We start from the raw sequence: 18,194 nt of genomic DNA, 5'->3' as shown, positions 1-18,194 counted from the left end.
TTTGTCAATTTTATGCATCAATCTGTGGATTTCTGCCAGTGATTCTGACTTGAATTCCATTTGGATCAAAAAGAATCAATTGTCCTTCTTCATTTTTTTCATAGTCGATTGTTTTTGTTTTCCAATGTTTCTCTAGACGAGTCAATTCAGCTAGTGGTACTTCAAACGTATAGTAATTTAAGCCAAGATCATTGGGCTCCATCGCTGGGATATGTGTACCTAACCAAATGTTGCTACCAATATGATGATGATAAGAACCTGCCGCAAAAAATTTTGCTTGGTTACCAAAATCATTTTTCAAACTCAACCCGAGCACTTCTGTAAAAAATGTTTGTGTTTGGTCTAAATCACTAACTTTTAAATGAACATGACCTACAATCGTACCCTTAGGAAAGCCTTGCCAGTGCCGGCTAGCTGCTTCCAGTACACCATCGCCATCCAACTCTTCCGTTACTCCGACGATTTCACCATCTTCTTTAATCGTCCATTCACTCATCGGTTTATCTCGATAAACTTCGATGCCATTTCCTTCGGGGTCAGTTAGATACAATGCTTCGCTATACCCATGGTCACTAGCACCCGCAATCGGCGCTTCGATTTGTAAATAGTGAAGTAAAGCATCACCCAACGCTTCTCGTGTAGGTAATAAAAACGCGACATGATATAACCCAGTTTTTCGAGTAACGGGTAATGGATTTTCGATTTTGGTTAAAATCAATAGCGCTTGATCTTTCACGCCCAAAACACTTTGATTTTCTGTTGATTCAAGTAACGTTAATCCGATGACACGTTCATAGAAATCAGTCATTTTTACTAAGTTTGAAACATTTAATGCAACTACTCCGATGTGTGCCGTAGCTGTTAATTGAAAATCTGGTATTAAAATTGCCATCGCACTTTCCTCTTTTTCTATTTATTTGATTACATCCAGTATACAACTTACTTTTTGTAAGTTAAAATAAAATGCTTGTCCGCAAAAAAAGTGTGAGGCAAATTTTCACCTCACACTGATAAAGATTCACGATTTAATTTGTCTAATAATCAAACCATCAATGAAAAGACACCGACAGCTACGATGGCACCAACAACTGGTCCAAGAACTGGTACCCAAGAATACGCCCAGTCCGAAGTTCCTTTATTACCAATTGGTAACACGGCGTGAGCAATACGCGGACCCAAGTCACGAGCTGGATTGATTGCATATCCCGTAGGTCCACCAAGTGATAGACCGATTGCTAAAATCAAGCCTCCAACAGCAAATACGTTCGTTCCAGCAGCAAATGTATTTTCACCAAATGCTAGTAGACCTAAAACTAAAACAAAGGTCCCAATCAACTCTGTAATAAAGTTTGCAGGATAATTTCTAATTGCTGGTCCAGTGGCAAACGTTCCTAAAATAGCACCTTGATCTTTCGTTGCTTCCCAATGTGGTAAGTAAGATAGCCATACTAATACTGCACCAAGAAATGCACCTAACATTTGAGCAATAATGAATGGAAAAACAAGATTCCAACCGATTGCACCTGTCATCGCCATTGCAATACTAACTGCAGGGTTTAAGTGGGCTGGTCCCATAAACCCAGAAATATAAACAGCCATCGTTACTGCCATCCCCCAGCCTAAAGCAATGACAATCCAACCAGACGCTTGTGCTTTACTCTTGTTCAAGTTAACAGCTGCACAGACACCATCACCAAGTAATACTAAAATCAACGTACCAATAAACTCTCCCATGATTTGGGTCATTTCTGCGCTCATTTATTCTCCTCCTTTAATTCACGTAAATCTGACTCATCGACCAATTGATTGAAGCGACTTGTTTCTTGTTCTTTTTCTTCTTCAGACCAGTTGAAATAAGTAGCAATTGCGTCAATCACAGGTTGTTTTAATTCATCTAACTGATCGCGTTCAAACAACAGATGGTTTGTTCGACGGATGAAGTAATCACCTGGTGTTAAAACCATTTCATTTTCTAACCCATAACGTAACCGAGCAGATTCTGCCAAACTCAACCCAGCATATGGTGTCATTTCTTTAGCTAATTCAAAGATTCGTTTAGCATTCGTCCCATAAAAATCAGCGATATAACGTGCATCTTCTTCAGACAAGCCAGCTTCCACACCGCTTTTTGCTAATTCTTCGACTGTTTCTTCTAGTTTTGTTGGATCAAAATCGCCACCGGAAATAGCATAGGTTTTTGAATCAATTTCTTTGAAGGTCAAGTCATATTTTTCTTGTAATAGTTTGCGAATCAAGGTCAATGCCCCTTCAGACATCTTGCGGTAATCGGTAATTTTCCCACCTGACAAAGTTACTAATCCATCTGGTTCGATTTCAAGAGAACTTCCTCGAGAAATGGCAGATGGTGCTAAATCTTTTTCGCCACGACTATTTTCTAAATGATTCAAGACATCTTCGACTTCAATTCGAGAAAGTTGATTTTCTTTAAATTGAGTTACTGCATCAATCACTTGATTAAAACTTTTATCTGAGATGGAACCATTATCGCCACCATTGTAATCTGAACCAGAATTACCAATCAATAACGGACGCAATCCCGCCCAGCTTGCTTCAATATCATCTAAAGTAATCGCTGCTTCTGGATAACGATGATTGATAACATCTAAAAGATAGTCAACATCTTCTTGTGTTACTTTTGGATCAGTATATTCTCCTTGATAATCCGTATCTGTTGTTCCAAAATACGTTTTGTTTTCACGAGGAATAGCGAAGACCATTCGACCATCTTGCTTGCCAGTATCAAAGTAAGTTGGTTGTGGTACTGGTAATTTCTTGCTATCAACAACTAGATGAATCCCTTTTGTCGGACGCATTTTTGGTACAACTGCCCGAGAGAAATTCATATTACGAACTTTATCGACCCAAGGCCCACTTGTATTGATTACAACTTTTGCTTTGATTTCAACTACTTCGTCGGTCAATAAATCTCTTGCTTTAACGCCAACGATTTGATTTCCTTCATACAAAAAGCCAACCGCTTTCATTTTACTTACCAAGTAAGCACCATCTTCAGCTGCTTTTTTGATGTTGTCAATGACTAATCGTGCATCATTGTTACGAAAATCAAGGTACACGCCCGCACCTAACAACCCCTCTTTTTTCAAAAATGGTTCACGTTTTAAAACTTCATCTGACGCCAATGTATAATTTTCATACTTTGTCCCAATCACATTAGCCAAACGATCGTATAAATCCATAGCAATTTTGACAGAAAACATATTGAAAGTCGTTGCACCTTCATCTTCATAAATAGGTAGTAGCATTGGATCTGGCTTAGGAATGTGTGGTGCAATCTGCTGTACCACAGCACGTTCAGTAACTGTGTCTGCTACAACTTCGACATCAAAATTTTTCAAATAACGAATTCCACCATGAACTAGTTTAGTTGAACGTGAAGAAGTTCCTTCAGCAAAATCTTGCATTTCGATTAAACCAGTCTTCATGCCAGCCGCAGCAGCTTGCACTGCTACCCCAGCACCAGTAATCCCACCACCAATGATGAGTAAATCCAACTCTTCTTTTTGCATTGCTTGAATACTTGCTTGTCGTGTTTTCTTTGAGAACATGGTTTTTCCTCCCTTATTCAAATACGCGTGTTGCTTCTACAGCTTTTTTCCAGCCACTGTAAAGTTTCTCACGTCTTGGTTCTTCCATTTGAACCTCAAACATTTTTCCAGCTTCGTAAAATTCACGAATTTCATCCATATCTTTCCAATAACCTACTGCTAAACCTGCCAAGAAAGCTGCTCCTAAAGCAGTGGTTTCCAAGTTTTCAGCTCGTTGGATTGGTGTGTTCAAAATATCTGTTTGAAATTGCATCAAATACTCATTGTTGGCAGCTCCACCATCTACTTTTAATACTGGAATTTGAATGCCCGTATCTGCCTGCATTGTTTCAATGATGTCACGCACTTGATAAGCAATTCCTTGTAATGTTGCTTTAATGATATCTTCTTTCGTCGTTCCACGAGTAATCCCAAACATTGCTCCACGTGCGGCTTGATCCCAATAAGGGGCACCTAGACCTACAAATGCTGGAACAACATAGACTTCATCATCACTTGTTGAACGTCTTGCCGCTTCCTCTGAGTCACTTGCTTTTTGCATCATCTGTAACCCATCGCGTAGCCATTGGATAGAAGAACCTGCCACAAAAATACTTCCTTCTAACGCATAGTACACTTTGCCATTGATCCCATAACCAATCGTGGTTAATAAATTATTTTTTGATAATTGTGGCGTTTCTCCAGTGTTCATGACAATAAATGAACCTGTACCATACGTATTTTTTACCATCCCAGGTTCAAATGCCATCTGACCAAATAATGCTGCTTGTTGGTCGCCAGCCATTCCTGAAATTGGTGCCTCACTACCATAAAAATGATAGCCTTGTGTATGACCATAAACTTCTGAATTTGACGTTGCTTTTGGTAGCATTGCACGAGGAATGTTCAACAAATCAAGAATCTCTTGATCCCATTCTAAGTTATGAATATTAAACAACATCGTTCTGCTGGCGTTTGAATAGTCTGTTACGTGTGCTTGTCCATCCGTCAACTTCCAAACCAACCATGAGTCAATTGTTCCAAAAAGTAATTCGCCTTTTTCTGCACGCTCTTGCGCACCCTCCACATGGTCTAAAATCCAACGAATTTTAGTAGCCGAGAAGTAAGCATCAATCACTAATCCTGTTTTTTCATGGAAGAATTTTTGATAACCTTCTTCTTTCAATTGATTCGCAATATCTGCTGATTGACGAGATTGCCAAACAATTGCGTGATAAATTGGTCGTCCTGTATCTTTTTCCCAAACAACTGTCGTTTCACGTTGATTCGTAATACCAATCCCAGCGATTTGATTGGGTTTGATTCCTGATTCAATAAATGCTCCTGCAATAACTGATTGAACTGAGTTCCAAATTTCATTTGCATCGTGCTCTACCCAACCATCTTGAGGAAAATGTTGAGTGAACTCTTTTTGCGAACTGCCGATGTGTCTTCCCTTTTTGTCAAAGATGATCGCTCGTGAGCTCGTTGTTCCTTGATCAATGGCCATAATGTAAGTTGATTCTGTCATTGTTATCCCTCCATTTTTTGCAAACGCTTTCTTTAACTGAACTAATCATACAATGTATTTAAAAAAAGAAACTGCCAAAAATTGATTTTTTTGAATTATTTTTGACAGTTTTCTTTCAACCCCTTGATACATCTGGTTTTCAAAGATATTAATTTTTTTCTTTTTTGTAGCGTTCAATTTGTTTTTTCAATCGCACAATGTCATAACTAGAAGCAAATTCAGAAAGATAATACCGATTCTCTTCCTTATTGATTTGATTAAACGTTATGATAAGATCGTATTTTTTCCCTTCTTGATACGATTCTACCTGAACACCGCTGATTCCCTTAAGCTCGCTCAATAAAAATTGTTGGAAAGCAATGCGGTAAATCGGTAACGTTGTCAAATCAATCCCGATAACTACCAATTTAGCAATATAAAAATCAATCATCATCAGAACGCTGGCATATAAAATCATTAAGTTATCCAACGTTTGAGCATCAAACTTTTTCGCAGGTAACTGCTTGATTGCTGTTTCTTTTAGTTGTTCCAATAACTTGCTTAAAGAATGACCAAGCATTTTTTTCTGCTGTTCGAGCAAATGTTTACGATCATAAATCGTTAATTTACCATAAAAGAAATATAATTCATTGTTGATTTGCGAGAGTTGATACCCCACAGCCTTTTCTTCACTAATTTTTAATCTCCTTGGACGGTAATGCCATAACATTGTTTCTCGAATGTATGTATCCAAAACCGCAGTTGGTAATTTTTTGCTTCGGGTTAACTCATATTGGTAAAAAGTCTCCTCTTCTAAAATAGAAAAAGAAACAAAAAAACTATAAAACATCAGTGTTTCATATGCACTTAAATCCGCTGCTAATCGACTCAAATATAAAATCAAGATCGAGTCAACTGCTTGATATAGCCGGTCCTCTTGATACAGCTTTTTCTTTTCCCGCAAAGTTGAAAAAGTAGTTTTTTCGCTCACCAATCGCTTCTTCGTAATTCCAACCCAACAAGCTAGTTGGGCAGTCGAAAATGCGGAAAAACTAGTTTCTAACACATTTTCCAACCCTAAAATAATGGTCTTTTTATCTGGTGTATTTTGAAGATAAAGTGGACGTTGTTCTTCAGGAATAAATTGGAATAATTCGTAATAAAAATACCGTACTTGGAGTTCTTCTCCGTAAAGTTGACCATTCTTTATCTGGATTCCAAACTCTTTCAATAATAGATTTAATTCTTTGATTTTACGAAAAACAGACGACTCACTGATAGAAAAAGCCGTTGCTAATTGAACGATTGAAGCTTGCTGATGTTCCAATAAATATGTCAGTAATTTATATTTCAAGCTATCTTGTAAAAGATGTAACACAATTTGTTCCAAACTTACTGTTTCATCCAAAGACAAGATTACTTGATAATCGGTTCGAACAACTTCTACTTTTTTTTGCATACTTAAACCAATCAGTTCAATTTCTTCCAAGTAGGAATCAAAGGATGACTTGGACAAATCCACCTCATGACGTAACTCATTCAGGGATGCCTGTCCACCTCGCAAGACCAACTGACGTAAAATTGTTACTTGTAGTTGCTCCTTCTTTTCTAGTAATTCTTCAATCCTCATAGGAAGACCCACTCATCTCTGTCAAAATCGTTTCTGGAGTCCGGTATTCTGGTTGGAAAAATAACTCATGCGCTTCCAGTTGTTGTAGCGTCCACTGCTGCTCAATCGCAATCGTCAATAAATCCAATAATCGGAAAACCGATGATTTACTTTGAAGTTGTGCACCAATCAACTGATCCGTCTCTTGATCAACTAATAACTGAAGAGAAATCTTTTCATTATTCGTCAGCGAAACACGATGTTCTTGATTGATTTTCCGAACTTTTCTTGCATAAAAAAATCGTTCACTTTCCGTTAAGCCTACACTGCCAACAAAGTGACCAAACTATTTATTACCAACGGGTCGGTAGGTGCCCACATCTTTCGTCGGTTTGCCGCTGATTGTTTGACTAACTACTTGTGCTGTTCGAATGGCATTGTTCACTAGCGAAACATACATTTTTTCTTGTGTTGGTCGAAAGGTTACTTGGATGGCATCGCCAATAGCATACACATCTTTTCGTGAAGTTCGTAAATAGTCGTCTACCCAAATCGTTCCATCATCATTCAGCTTGATAGTCTCTGCCCACAAACGGTTATCTGGGCGCGTATGATTCGCTAATAAAACTACATCATAACGAGCTTTGCGTTTTTCAGATTCTAAAATAGCACCATTTTTATCGGCTAAAACTTGGACTTGTTCATTCAAGAAAAGCTGTATGCCGCTTTTTGTCATCTCATTCAGGATTGGCTCTGTCATTTGTTCATCAAGATAACGAAACAAAATCTGGTTGCGGCTTTCATAAAGATCAACTTTCTTCCCTAGAGTTGTTAAGTCTTCTGCTAATTCCACACCCACTTGGCCGCCCCCAACCACCGCTACTTTATCCGCTTGTGCGAGCACTGTTTCCAGCTCAGTAAAATTGGTTCCACTCTTAACTGAATAAATATGCTGTGCCTCAGCCTCGTCCAATCGTTTAAAGCTTTGTGCTGAACCCGTCGCAATAATCAATTGGTCAAAAGGCACCTTTTCGCCGTTGTCTAATAACACTTCGTTTTCAACTAATCCAATCGCTGACTTTTGTGTCAATACATTGATTCGACTAGTTTCTTCAAGTCTTTCTTTTGTTATCCAGTGACTTTGTTTTTTATCAACGATTTGTTTCGTCAAAAGCAGATGAAAGCTACTTGGGATAAAACCGATTTCATTTTGTTTTTCGATCAAATAGATTTCTGCTTGTGGACACGCTTCGTTAAGTAATTGAGCTGCGCGGATTCCTGCGAATGAACCACCAATGATTACAATCTTCATCTATGTTCTCCTTTTCTGATCTTCCTATTTGCAGAATAGCATTTCAACCAAAATGTTTCAAAAATATCACTCTTCTTAACGATTTTTTCTTAAAAACAACAAAAAAACTCAGAAAAAAAGAATCCTTCTCTCCCTCAGGTGAGTTCGTCTCTTTTACTAAGTTTTCTTGTGTGTGTTTGAATTGTAAATGAATTGGAGCGAATTTATGTAAAGTTTCTGATCAAGAATTATTACTCAAGCAAAAACTTCCAATGATTTGAACCACGCCGGTTGCATTTGTTAGCTACTCTTTCTTTTCACGAAAAAAATGATTCAAACATCTTAATTTTCGTTATTTAAGGTTACAAAACAATTGTATACCTTTGTTGAAAAAATCATGTGTGCATATCATATGATGCTTTGGATTATTTGTCAAAAATCTATACCTATTTTTTCGTAATAAGTTGTCAATAAAGACAGACAGCTCACGAAAATTATTGGAACTGCCTGACTTTTATCGTTTATTTCTTGTCAAACCTTTAACACAAACGCTTCATAAGGACGCATCGTCACTTCCCCAACAGGTACCTCAGTCAATTCATAGTTGGTTAAAATAATTTCTTTACTTTTTGGAACTGAAAGTGTCTGACTTTGTTCAGATAAATTGCATGCAATCAGCCATTTTTCATCACCTAAACTACGTAAATAAGCAAAAATCTCTGTGGATGTTTGCACTAATTCATACTCCCCCCACACAATAACGTCATGTTCTTTTCGTAAAGCAATCAATTGCTGATAGGTATAAAAAATCGAACTCGAATCTGTTAATGCTTGTTCCACATTGATCGTTTGATAGTTTGGATTCACATGTAACCATGGTGTTCCTGTAGTGAAGCCACCGTTTGGACTGTCGTCCCATTGCATTGGGGTACGTGCGTTATCTCGTCCTTTTGTATTGATTGACCGAATAATTTCTTCTTTGGTATAGCCTTTTTCAATTCGTTCATGATACATATTGATGGTTTCAATGTCTTCTGCTTCTGAAATGTCAGAAATCGGATAATTCGTCATTCCAATTTCTTCTCCTTGATAAATATACGGCGTCCCTTTCATCATGTGCAAAAGAATCGCAAACAGTTTGGCACTCTCTACTCGATACTGTTGGTCGTTTCCCCATCTTGAAACGATTCGCGGCAAATCATGGTTATTCCAAAATAAACTATTCCATCCTTCGTTTCCTAAAGAAGTTTGCCATTTTGACAATACTTCCTTCAACTTGGTTAAATCTAATGGTGCTAAATCCCATTTTTCTTTTCCTACTTGTTGGTCTAAGCCAACATGTTCAAATTGGAAAACCATAGATAGTTCATTTCGCTTTGGATCAGAATATCGCTTCGCAATTTCTGGCGTGGCACCCCATGTTTCGCCAACCGTTAAGAGATCTTTTCCACCAAACGTTTCAGTATTCATTTCCTGTAAATATTCATGAAGTCTTGGTCCATTTCCTGTAATTTCTTGATCTGGAAGTTTGCCTATCAAATCAATCACGTCCATTCGGAATCCGCCGACGCCTTTCTCAATCCAAAAATTCATCATGTCATAGACTTCTTGACGGACTTTTTCATTTTCCCAGTTTAAATCCGGTTGTTTTTTACTAAATAAATGCAAGAAATATTGTCCTGATGCCTCATCCAATTCCCAAGCAGAACCACTAAAAGTAGAACGCAGCTCATTAGGCACCTGACCGGCAACAGGGTCACGCCAAATGTAGTAATCACGATAAGGATTTTCTGGACTCTTGCGTGCTTCAACAAACCAAGCATGTTCATCTGAGGTATGATTGACTACCAAATCCATAATGATTCGGATATTTTTCTTTCTTCCTTCTGCAATCAATTCTTCCATATCCGTCATCGTGCCAAACTCACTCATGATTTCTTCGTAATTACTGATGTCGTACCCATTATCGTCGTTCGGTGATTGATAAACAGGTGAAAGCCAGATAGCATCAATCCCTAAATTTTCTAAATAATCTAATCGCCGAATGATTCCTTGTAAATCGCCAATTCCATCTCCATTTGTATCTTGAAAACTACGTGGATAAATTTGATAAACGACTGCGCGTTGCCACCACTGTTCACTCATATTCATTCCTCCTGCACATTTACTAAAGCAAAAAAAGAAATCGCTTACGTTTTTGTTCAACTAAATTAGCTTTTTCCCTTTAAATCTTGTTGATTGAATTGTAGCGTGACTAAATCAAATAGTAAATAGACCGTTTCTTGTCGTTTTTCATTAAAAAAACAAAAAGCCTTTCACAACAATCACTAGAAAGAATATTCGTGATGAATGTTAACGATAACAATTTTTGAATCAATTACCATCTCTTCACAACACAAAAAAATCCAGAGGACTTCTCCTCTGGATTACTTCTCTCTACCAAGATCACTTGGTGAAAAAGCTAGATGTTATTTAGTTAAATACATCATTTTATTCAGCGACTGTTACGTCACCAGTTACTGATGCACCATCTTCATCTAAAACAGCAGAATCTTTATATTCTTGTTTTTCAAATGTGATGTTTCCGTCAACTTTAGCACCGTTTAAAACAAAGCCGTTTGCTTTTACTTCGATGTTTCCTTTAACTGTTCCGTGAACGATGTTGAAGTTTTCTGATTCAACGATCAATGTTGGAACTGTTACTGTATATTCATCTGTTACTGTATGTTTATCATCTTGTGCATACAAAGCAAATTTACGGTAGATATCGTTACTTGCTTCACCTTTGTCGTGGAATTCACCAGCAACGGTTACGTCGTTATCAAATGTAACGTCTGCAGTGGTTGCAACGATCCAGTTACCGTCAGCACCTAATGCTTTTTCTAAGTCGCTTGCTTTATCACTTACTGATGCACCTGAAACTACTTCTGTTGTTGAAGCAGTGCTTGAAGAAGATGCTGCTGTTCCTTTATCTGAATCTGAGCCACAAGCTGTTAAAAACATTCCTGCTGCTGCCAAAGTTACGACTGTTGTTGCTAATTTTGTGTGTTTCATGATGTTACCTCCAATTGTTGTGAGTTAGTTTTACTCATCACAATTTTACTAATAAAACGCCTACAAATCAATAAATTGTATCTTTTCTTCTGTTTTAATTAAGAAAAAAGCCTATCTGTAAGTTATTTCACTTACAAATAGACCATGATTTATCTGCTAATTCACATTTAAAATCCACATAAAGCCAATAAAAACAAAGAATAATAAATACATGATAGGCGAAACTTCTTTTCCACGTTTGGCAGCAATCATTGTGATTGGATAGAAAATAAATCCTAACGCAATCCCATCAGAGATACTGTAAGTTAATGGCATACCAATCAAAATCAAGAAAGAAGGAATCGCAATTTCCATTTTTCCCCATTCAATTTGGCGAAGTGACTGAGCCATCAGTACACCTACAATAATCAATGCTGGTGCCGTAACTTGTGGTGTTACGATTGCTAATAAAGGTGAGAAGAACAAACCTAGCAAGAAAAATCCACCCGTTGTAATAGCAGTCAAACCAGAGCGTCCGCCCACGGCAATCCCTGCGGAAGATTCTACATAGGCGCCAACTGGCGAAGTTCCTAACAATGAGCCAGCTAACATTGCTGTTGAATCAGCTGCCAACGCTTTACCAACTCGAGGCATTTTGTTCTCTCGCATGAAGCCCGCTTGATTGGCTAAACCAACTAAAGTTCCAGCTGTATCAAAGAAAGTAACTAATAAGAAAGTTAAGACAACGACCCACATTTGTAGAGAATTAATGTCACCAATGTGTTTCAGAGCAACCAAAAATGTTGGTTTCAAACTTGGTGCAGCTGAAATGATTTGTGTTGGCATTTGGATCAAACCAGTAACTAAACCAAGTAATGTGGTTCCAATCATCCCAATAAAAATTCCACCTGGAACACGACGAACCAATAGAATAGCTGTCACTACCAAACCAAATATAGTTAACCAAGTAGATCCCACGTTCAACGGGCCTAAGCCTACCAATGTTGATTCATTTGCTACAATAATTCCACCTTCACTTAAACCTAAGAAAGCAATAAATAAACCAATTCCCCCAGAAATCGCATACTTTAAATCTGCTGGAATCGCATCAATAATCATCTCACGTAATTTAAAAATCGTAATGATTATAAAAATCAACGAAGCTACAAATACCCCTGCTAGTGCTGTTTCCCAAGGAATACCCATTCCCAAACAAACAGAATAAGCAAAGAACGCATTAATTCCTAGTGCTGGTGCAGTTGCTATCGGATAACGTGCTAAAACGCCCATTAAAATACAGCCCAGCGCACTTGCTAAGGCCGTTGCTGTAAAGACCGCTCCTTCATCCATACCAGAAGCACCCAATACAGTTGGATTAACAAATAAAATATACGCCATCGAAATAAACGTAGTAAAACCAGCTAACACCTCACGTTTGACCGTAGTATTTAGCTTTTCTAGCTCGAAGTAGGAAAGTATTTTTTCCTTCATCTGACATCCTCCTAAAAATCCGAACATTAAAAAATAAGTCCGCAAAAAAATGATTAAACACTAAAACGACGTGTTTAATCATATAATAATTAGCAACATAAGTAAACCAAAATTTAGAATAATCAGCAAAACACGAACATTTTCCAGCCTAAGCTTTCATTTAAGACGATCATACTAACATTAGTTTTTTTATTGAATAACCGTTTCAGGGTTTTCAGCTGTTAACGTACTTCTTTTTCCAGTTATGTTGAACGTTTTCTCCGTTAATTCTTTCAAAGCTTCCATTGCTTGTGCGCCACGAAATGCCTGCTCTTCATTGATTGACTCAATCACCAAGACTGCCTTTGTGGTTTCTTCCGTCAGCATCGTTCGCTGTGCTTCACGCCAATTCAAACACCGACAAATTGCGCCCTCTTCATCAAAATAAATTAGTTCTTCTGGTAAAGCCGGCGCATCATCTAGTGCACCCAAAGGCAAAAATTTTTCGCCACCAACTGCTTTTCCCAGTTGTAAATGACCTTTGATTTTTTCTAGATCTTCGCCCCCACATGGCACACCATATTCTAAAGAAATACTGTTGTAGCAGTCCACTAATGGATTGATTGGCAAAAATTTGCGGCCTTGGCTAACTCGCTTTAATAAAGCTTCAATTGATGAACGTGCGCCTTTTTTAGTTTTGAATTTCGTAAAAGCTTTACGCCACTGTGCAATCACTTCATTTTGACTAAATGGCTCCTCCGTTAGATAAACTTGTGCTTTTTTCGCCGCTTGATCCAGTAACTGAGTAAATCCCGGTTCATTGGACAGATCAACCTGATTATTCATTCCTTCAATAACTAGTAGTTCAATCGTCGCCTCCGGAAAAACTTCCCAAAATGTTGTATCAACTATCACCTTTTTCATTTCACTTTTCATCCTCTCCAAGAAGTTCTTTGACAAAGATATAATCTGTTTGTGCATCATCACCCATATAAAAAATATGTTCACTAAAATGAGTAAATCCCCATTTATCATAAAAAGCTAATGCTGTTTTATTGTGTTCCCAAACACCTAACCAAATTTTTTCTTTCTTTTTTTCCTTCGCTTTAGCAATCGCTAGTTCCATCAAACGATTTCCTAGACCCATACGTTTAAACTGTTTTCGCACATAAATGCGTTCAATTTCTAAAAAGATTGCTGGCATCTCTTCTGATTGTTGTTCATCAATATTAATTTTTAGATAAGCTGCTGGGATATCGGACACCATTAATAAATAAAATTCCGAACCAATCGTAGTTAATTCTCGACGTAACTTATCGATTTCATAAGCTTCTTCCAAATAAGTCGCCATATTTTCTGCTGTATTGAATTCTCCAAATGTGTCTACATACGTTTCAATGCTGATTGTTTGTAGTTGTTGTGCATCGTCTTCTGTTAGTTTTTTTAGCGTTATTTCTTCCATATAAAATAAGATTTCCTTTCAATAAATTCGTTTATTTCCTTTTTTTACAAAATTCCAATCATCACTTACGTTTGCACTCACTTTTTCTAATAAAGTTTTCAGTTGTTGTGCTTCCTCTTCTGTAATCCCTTGTAACGCAACTTGATTTGAATGCTCATTTTCTCGAATGATCAAAGGATAAACAGTTTTTCCTTTACTTGTTGGGTAAAGATGTCTTATTTTTCTATTTTCTTGATCTTGCTCTTTCTTGATCATCCCGTTTTTTTCCAATTTTTTAATGGCACGAGCAGTTGTTGTCCGATCTACTTTGATCATTTCTGCTAATTTTTCCTGAATAATTCCGGGATTTTCACAAATTCGAACCAGGTAAAGATACTGCCCACGTGTCAAATCAACTTCTTTGAATTCAATATTACTGATTGAGTCCAATGCTCGAGCAATCACACCAATATCTCGAAGAATCTCTACCAATTAAACCCCTCTTTTCACTTATTTATTTTCTAGTTTACTCTTATTTGTTGTAAATGCAACAATTTATTTTGATTAACTAAGAGCCAAATCAATCCGCTCATCTGCTAATTGATTTGACTCAATGGTTTGAATTACTTCACTCAAAATAAGTGTTCTCTTGTTGCTGCAAATACGCTAGTTGTTCTCTCGTTGTTCGTTTTACCGACAGTTTAGGTAAGCTATCTAATGCAAAAAAAGCCATATTTGAAGTTTCGTTATTTTCAACAAAAGAACCTTTGATAATCGAGCAACTAAAAATCAGTTTATAATATTGATAGACTTGCGGAATATCTTTTCTCAAATTCGTATCAAAAACACCTAATAAATCATTCACTTGAACAATTAATCCGGTTTCTTCTAATACTTCTTTTTGAATATTTTCTTTTGGAGACAAACCTACTTCGGCATAACCACCTGGTAACGCCCATTCTTTTGTTTTTTTGTCTTCAACCAGCAACACTTTAGCTTCTTCCTTAATGTACGCGCGAACATCAACTTTAGGTGTCGGGTATCCTTCATTTCTTTCTGTTAATTGAGATAGCTCGTCAACGGACTCCTTCCCCACCTTGCTCAGTAGCTCCAAAGAAAGCTTCTTTAACTCTTGATACCGCTCTTTGTCAAATTCATCTTTTCCATAGTACAATCCTGCTTCAGCAATCGCTAATAGCCTGCGATACATCTCTAAATCATTCATACTTCTTTTCTCCTTCCAAAAAATACAATCACTTACTCTCAGTCTAACGTAATCGTTTACGCTTAACTAAATGTTTCAATTTTCTTGACAAAACTTTAGAGAAAATTTCCAAATATTTATTTTGACACACAAGTAGAAACTCAATAAGTTTTCTGCTATTCTTAGTGGCACATCAAGAAAGGAGAAAAAGGATGAACGGACAATTAGATTATAAAACAGCCATTAAAGATACTTTGCCTACTGTTTTTGGGTATATCGGCATTGGCATTGCATTCGGTGTCGTTGGACACGCTGCTGGTCTTCATTTATTCGTTATTTTCATGCTCTCAGCTTTTGTTTACGCAGGTTCTGCACAATTCATCACTGTCAGCATGCTAACTGTTTCAAGCCCTGTATTATCAATTATTTTATCCACTTTTCTAGTCAACTCACGTATGATCTTAATGAGTACAACCTTAGCAAATTATTTGAAAGAAAATACATTAGCACAAAATATGATGCTAGGAACACTACTAACAGATGAAAGTTTTGCGTTGGGAATGAACAAATTGAATTTTAGTAAAGGAAAGCTATCATTTGAGTGGCTCAATACAGCAAATATTATTTCTTATTTAACATGGGTTGGAGCAACAATGATTGGTGCTCTGATGGGTAACTTTATTAACGATCCCAAACAACTCGGACTTGATTTTGCAATTGTTGCGATGTTTATTGGCCTGCTTTATCTTCAGGTAATCGCAGATCGGACATTACCTCTTTCTCTGCAATTTTCCGTTATTCTATTTACACTCGTATTAATCGTTCTTGGATTAATCTTTATACCAAGTAATTTATTAATTATTGTGGTAACACTTTTAGGCTGTGGATTTGGGGTGATGATGAAACATGTATTCTACTAGTTATCTTTTTTTTACTATTTTAGGTTGCGGCTTAGCGACTTGGTTATCACGAGTCTTACCTTTTCTTTTTATTAAGCGAATGAACTTTTCCCAACCCGTAGCAGAATTTTTGAGCTTCGTACCAATCGTTATCATGTCTGCCTTATGGTTCAATAGTTTATTCATTCAAAACCTGGGACATCTTCCAAGCATTGACTGGGAAAACTTACTTGCTTCCTTGCCAACAGTAATCAGTGCAATCATTTCTAAAAACTTACTAGTAATTGTCATCGTAGGGATGATCTCTTTAGCAGCTCTTCGATTTTTCATTTTATAATAAGCAAAAAAATCCTGCAATCACAGTAAAAAACACTGTATTTGTAGGATTTTTTGTATTAATTTTTATGAATTTTATGAAACTGTCCCTAATATGATTATCGTAAAAATCAGAAATACAATCACAAGAGCAAACTTTACGCTAGAAACGATCAACCTGCAACTCAAACAACAAATGAAGTTTATTTAAAAGTCTCAAGTCTCCCTACTTTGAATCTGTACTCGTTACTTCTCTGATTATATCAAGTATTTGCCAGTGACATCGTATCTTTATCTATTCTCGGTGAACATTATGTATATAGTAGAGAGGATCATCCTATCAAGCTCATGAATCATGAGTTTTTGTAGCAAAAAAACTTAAAGTAATTAACAAAATTTCACAATCTCTAGCATTCCCCTCAGATTTGTGTCAAAAATAATCTTTGTACCTATTCAAGACAGTATAGCTCTAAAGCATTATTGTATGGAATATTCAAAAGATATTTCTTCAAAATATTGCCTTTTTTTAATATCCTCTTTAGTTTCAACTATTTTTATATCAATCTTGTGTTTCCCTTTTTTCAAAAATTGACTATTTTTGTCTTCATCCAAATAAAAACCAAATTCCAGTTTAGTGGCACCAGTTGGTTGCTGGACCTCTTCGCCATCCAAATAAAGACCAGTATAATAATCGAAAGGCAAATAATCAAAGATAAAACAGATTTCATTTGAGTCTAACTTATTCAGGTTAATCATTTTTCCCAAATCTCTTTTATTTGAATCAATAATTTTGAACTGGATTGAACTGTCATTTGCCTCTTCATCACTTGTAGTGGTACTTTCAACCTTATTTTGTAGTAGATTTTCTGTACGTTTAGCGCCTACGAAAAGAAACCCTACGACAAGGATAGTTATTATTATGAGTGTAACAACAACCTTTTTCATAAATACTTCCTTTACACTTTTTTTGCCTATCTATTTGCTAAGTAGCGGTGTAAATCATTCAGTATTAGCACCTAGGAACTGGAAATCGCTTCGTCCTAGCGTGTCACTCTTTCCGACATCTTCTTTACTTGTTTGTGCTATAACCCTCACCACTGGATTTCCTTCAAAATTTTTTGCATCTTCAATCATTGTTATTTTTCCATTTGTTACATCTTTTTTTATTTGATCGTATGAATGTATACTGCTTGCTTTCAGAAACAGATGAGTTTGTCCGTCAAACAGCATAGCTCTAAAACAGTGGATTATGAACTACTTTCAAAATAGTCGTTTTGGAAGCATTCAAAACAACATAGCTCTAAAACTCCAAAGTAGCTGTAAAAAATTTATCTGCAGTTTTGGAAGCATTCAAAACAACATAGCTCTAAAACTTGTAACCCCATTGTTGAAAACAAACTTTAGTTTTGGAAGCATTCAAAACAACATAGCTCTAAAACCACATTCAAGAAAATGTTATCAACGACACAGTTTTGGAAGCATTCAAAACAACATAGCTCTAAAACTAACAAATACTTTCTACATTATCTAATTCTGTTTTGGAAGCATTCAAAACAACATAGCTCTAAAACAGTAATGCTTCTCCGCCTGCAATGTCTGTAGTTTTGGAAGCATTCAAAACAACATAGCTCTAAAACGTCTAGAATAGTATCTGTTACCTCATAACGGTTTTGGAAGCATTCAAAACAACATAGCTCTAAAACAAATATAATTGCGTTTGAAAATGGAACGTAGTTTTGGAAGCATTCAAAACAACATAGCTCTAAAACTTGACTGAATAATTTCTTCTAGTTCTTTTTGTTTTGGAAGCATTCAAAACAACATAGCTCTAAAACCTCGGCNAAGCATTCAAAACA

Annotated in this window: 16 protein-coding genes, 1 pseudogene and 1 CRISPR repeat array; of the genes and pseudogenes, 2 read left to right on the top strand and 15 right to left on the bottom strand. The window is 36.7% G+C overall.

Annotated features, from left to right (window positions below; translation table 11 throughout):
* Nucleotides 1-10: 10 nt before the first annotated feature.
* From RV17_RS04020 to RV17_RS03960, 13 genes and pseudogenes are all read right to left on the bottom strand, one after another.
* On the bottom strand, nucleotides 11-892 hold the full coding sequence (locus RV17_RS04020) for a VOC family protein (protein ID WP_071868604.1): 882 nt from the start codon (nucleotides 890-892) through the stop codon (nucleotides 11-13).
* A gap of 149 nt (nucleotides 893-1,041) precedes the next feature.
* Entirely contained in the window at nucleotides 1,042-1,758 is a 717-nt protein-coding gene (locus RV17_RS04015) for an MIP/aquaporin family protein (RefSeq protein WP_067481497.1), read from the bottom strand.
* Nucleotides 1,755-3,587 carry a type 1 glycerol-3-phosphate oxidase gene (glpO, locus tag RV17_RS04010; RefSeq protein WP_071868603.1) on the bottom strand — a complete coding sequence of 611 codons (1,833 nt, stop codon included), beginning with the start codon at nucleotides 3,585-3,587 and terminating at the stop codon, nucleotides 1,755-1,757. Before glpO ends, RV17_RS04015 begins: the two co-directional genes overlap by 4 nt.
* A 13-nt stretch (nucleotides 3,588-3,600) precedes the next feature.
* Nucleotides 3,601-5,097, bottom strand: a complete 1,497-nt coding sequence (glpK, locus tag RV17_RS04005; protein ID WP_071868602.1) for a glycerol kinase GlpK — start codon at nucleotides 5,095-5,097, stop codon at nucleotides 3,601-3,603.
* Nucleotides 5,098-5,245: 148 nt separating this feature from the next.
* Nucleotides 5,246-6,706 carry a helix-turn-helix domain-containing protein gene (locus RV17_RS04000; protein WP_067481503.1) on the bottom strand — a complete coding sequence of 487 codons (1,461 nt, stop codon included), beginning with the start codon at nucleotides 6,704-6,706 and terminating at the stop codon, nucleotides 5,246-5,248.
* Nucleotides 6,696-7,997 (bottom strand): annotated as a pseudogene (locus tag RV17_RS03995) (FAD-dependent oxidoreductase). The gene RV17_RS04000 and the pseudogene RV17_RS03995 overlap by 11 nt, the downstream one beginning before the upstream one ends.
* 510 nt (nucleotides 7,998-8,507) lie before the next feature.
* Nucleotides 8,508-10,121 (bottom strand): glycoside hydrolase family 13 protein, encoded by a 1,614-nt coding sequence (locus RV17_RS03990; protein WP_071868601.1) that lies wholly within the window; start codon nucleotides 10,119-10,121, stop codon nucleotides 8,508-8,510.
* A gap of 345 nt (nucleotides 10,122-10,466) precedes the next feature.
* Nucleotides 10,467-11,030: a bactofilin family protein gene (locus RV17_RS03985; RefSeq protein WP_067483127.1), complete on the bottom strand. Its 564-nt coding sequence runs from the start codon at nucleotides 11,028-11,030 to the stop codon at nucleotides 10,467-10,469.
* Between the two features lie 156 nt (nucleotides 11,031-11,186).
* Entirely contained in the window at nucleotides 11,187-12,500 is a 1,314-nt protein-coding gene (locus RV17_RS03980) for an NCS2 family permease (RefSeq protein ID WP_067483128.1), read from the bottom strand.
* A gap of 189 nt (nucleotides 12,501-12,689) precedes the next feature.
* Complete coding sequence (locus RV17_RS03975; RefSeq protein WP_067483694.1) at nucleotides 12,690-13,403, bottom strand: B3/B4 domain-containing protein; 714 nt, start codon at nucleotides 13,401-13,403, stop codon at nucleotides 12,690-12,692.
* 1 nt (nucleotide 13,404) lies between these two features.
* Complete coding sequence (locus RV17_RS03970) at nucleotides 13,405-13,941, bottom strand: GNAT family N-acetyltransferase (RefSeq protein WP_067483130.1); 537 nt, start codon at nucleotides 13,939-13,941, stop codon at nucleotides 13,405-13,407.
* 18 nt (nucleotides 13,942-13,959) lie between these two features.
* Complete coding sequence (locus RV17_RS03965) at nucleotides 13,960-14,412, bottom strand: MarR family winged helix-turn-helix transcriptional regulator (RefSeq protein ID WP_067483132.1); 453 nt, start codon at nucleotides 14,410-14,412, stop codon at nucleotides 13,960-13,962.
* 136 nt (nucleotides 14,413-14,548) lie between these two features.
* Nucleotides 14,549-15,145, bottom strand: a complete 597-nt coding sequence (locus RV17_RS03960; RefSeq protein WP_071868600.1) for an NUDIX hydrolase N-terminal domain-containing protein — start codon at nucleotides 15,143-15,145, stop codon at nucleotides 14,549-14,551.
* A 191-nt stretch (nucleotides 15,146-15,336) separates the two neighbouring features.
* Between RV17_RS03960 and RV17_RS03955 the strand changes: the two genes are divergently transcribed.
* Both RV17_RS03955 and RV17_RS03950 read left to right on the top strand, forming a co-directional pair.
* Nucleotides 15,337-16,044: an AzlC family ABC transporter permease gene (locus RV17_RS03955; RefSeq protein ID WP_071868599.1), complete on the top strand. Its 708-nt coding sequence runs from the start codon at nucleotides 15,337-15,339 to the stop codon at nucleotides 16,042-16,044.
* Complete coding sequence (locus RV17_RS03950) at nucleotides 16,031-16,360, top strand: AzlD domain-containing protein (protein ID WP_071868598.1); 330 nt, start codon at nucleotides 16,031-16,033, stop codon at nucleotides 16,358-16,360. The genes RV17_RS03955 and RV17_RS03950 overlap by 14 nt, the downstream gene beginning before the upstream one ends.
* Nucleotides 16,361-16,815: 455 nt before the next feature.
* Here RV17_RS03950 and RV17_RS03945 read toward each other — a convergent pair whose 3' ends face one another.
* Nucleotides 16,816-17,283: a hypothetical protein gene (locus RV17_RS03945; protein ID WP_071868597.1), complete on the bottom strand. Its 468-nt coding sequence runs from the start codon at nucleotides 17,281-17,283 to the stop codon at nucleotides 16,816-16,818.
* A gap of 54 nt (nucleotides 17,284-17,337) precedes the next feature.
* Nucleotides 17,338-17,472: a hypothetical protein gene (locus tag RV17_RS13740; protein ID WP_256869189.1), complete on the bottom strand. Its 135-nt coding sequence runs from the start codon at nucleotides 17,470-17,472 to the stop codon at nucleotides 17,338-17,340.
* A 137-nt stretch (nucleotides 17,473-17,609) separates the two neighbouring features.
* A CRISPR array of direct repeats spans nucleotides 17,610-18,173; the repeat unit is 36 nt; unit sequence GTTTTGGAAGCATTCAAAACAACATAGCTCTAAAAC.
* Nucleotides 18,174-18,194 lie beyond the last annotated feature (21 nt).

The organism is Enterococcus thailandicus (genome assembly GCF_001886265.1).
GTDB classification, from domain to species: Bacteria; Bacillota; Bacilli; order Lactobacillales; family Enterococcaceae; genus Enterococcus_B; species Enterococcus_B thailandicus.
The sequence above is the reverse complement of the archived record's forward strand: the minus strand, read 5'-3'. Positions and strand labels throughout refer to the sequence as shown.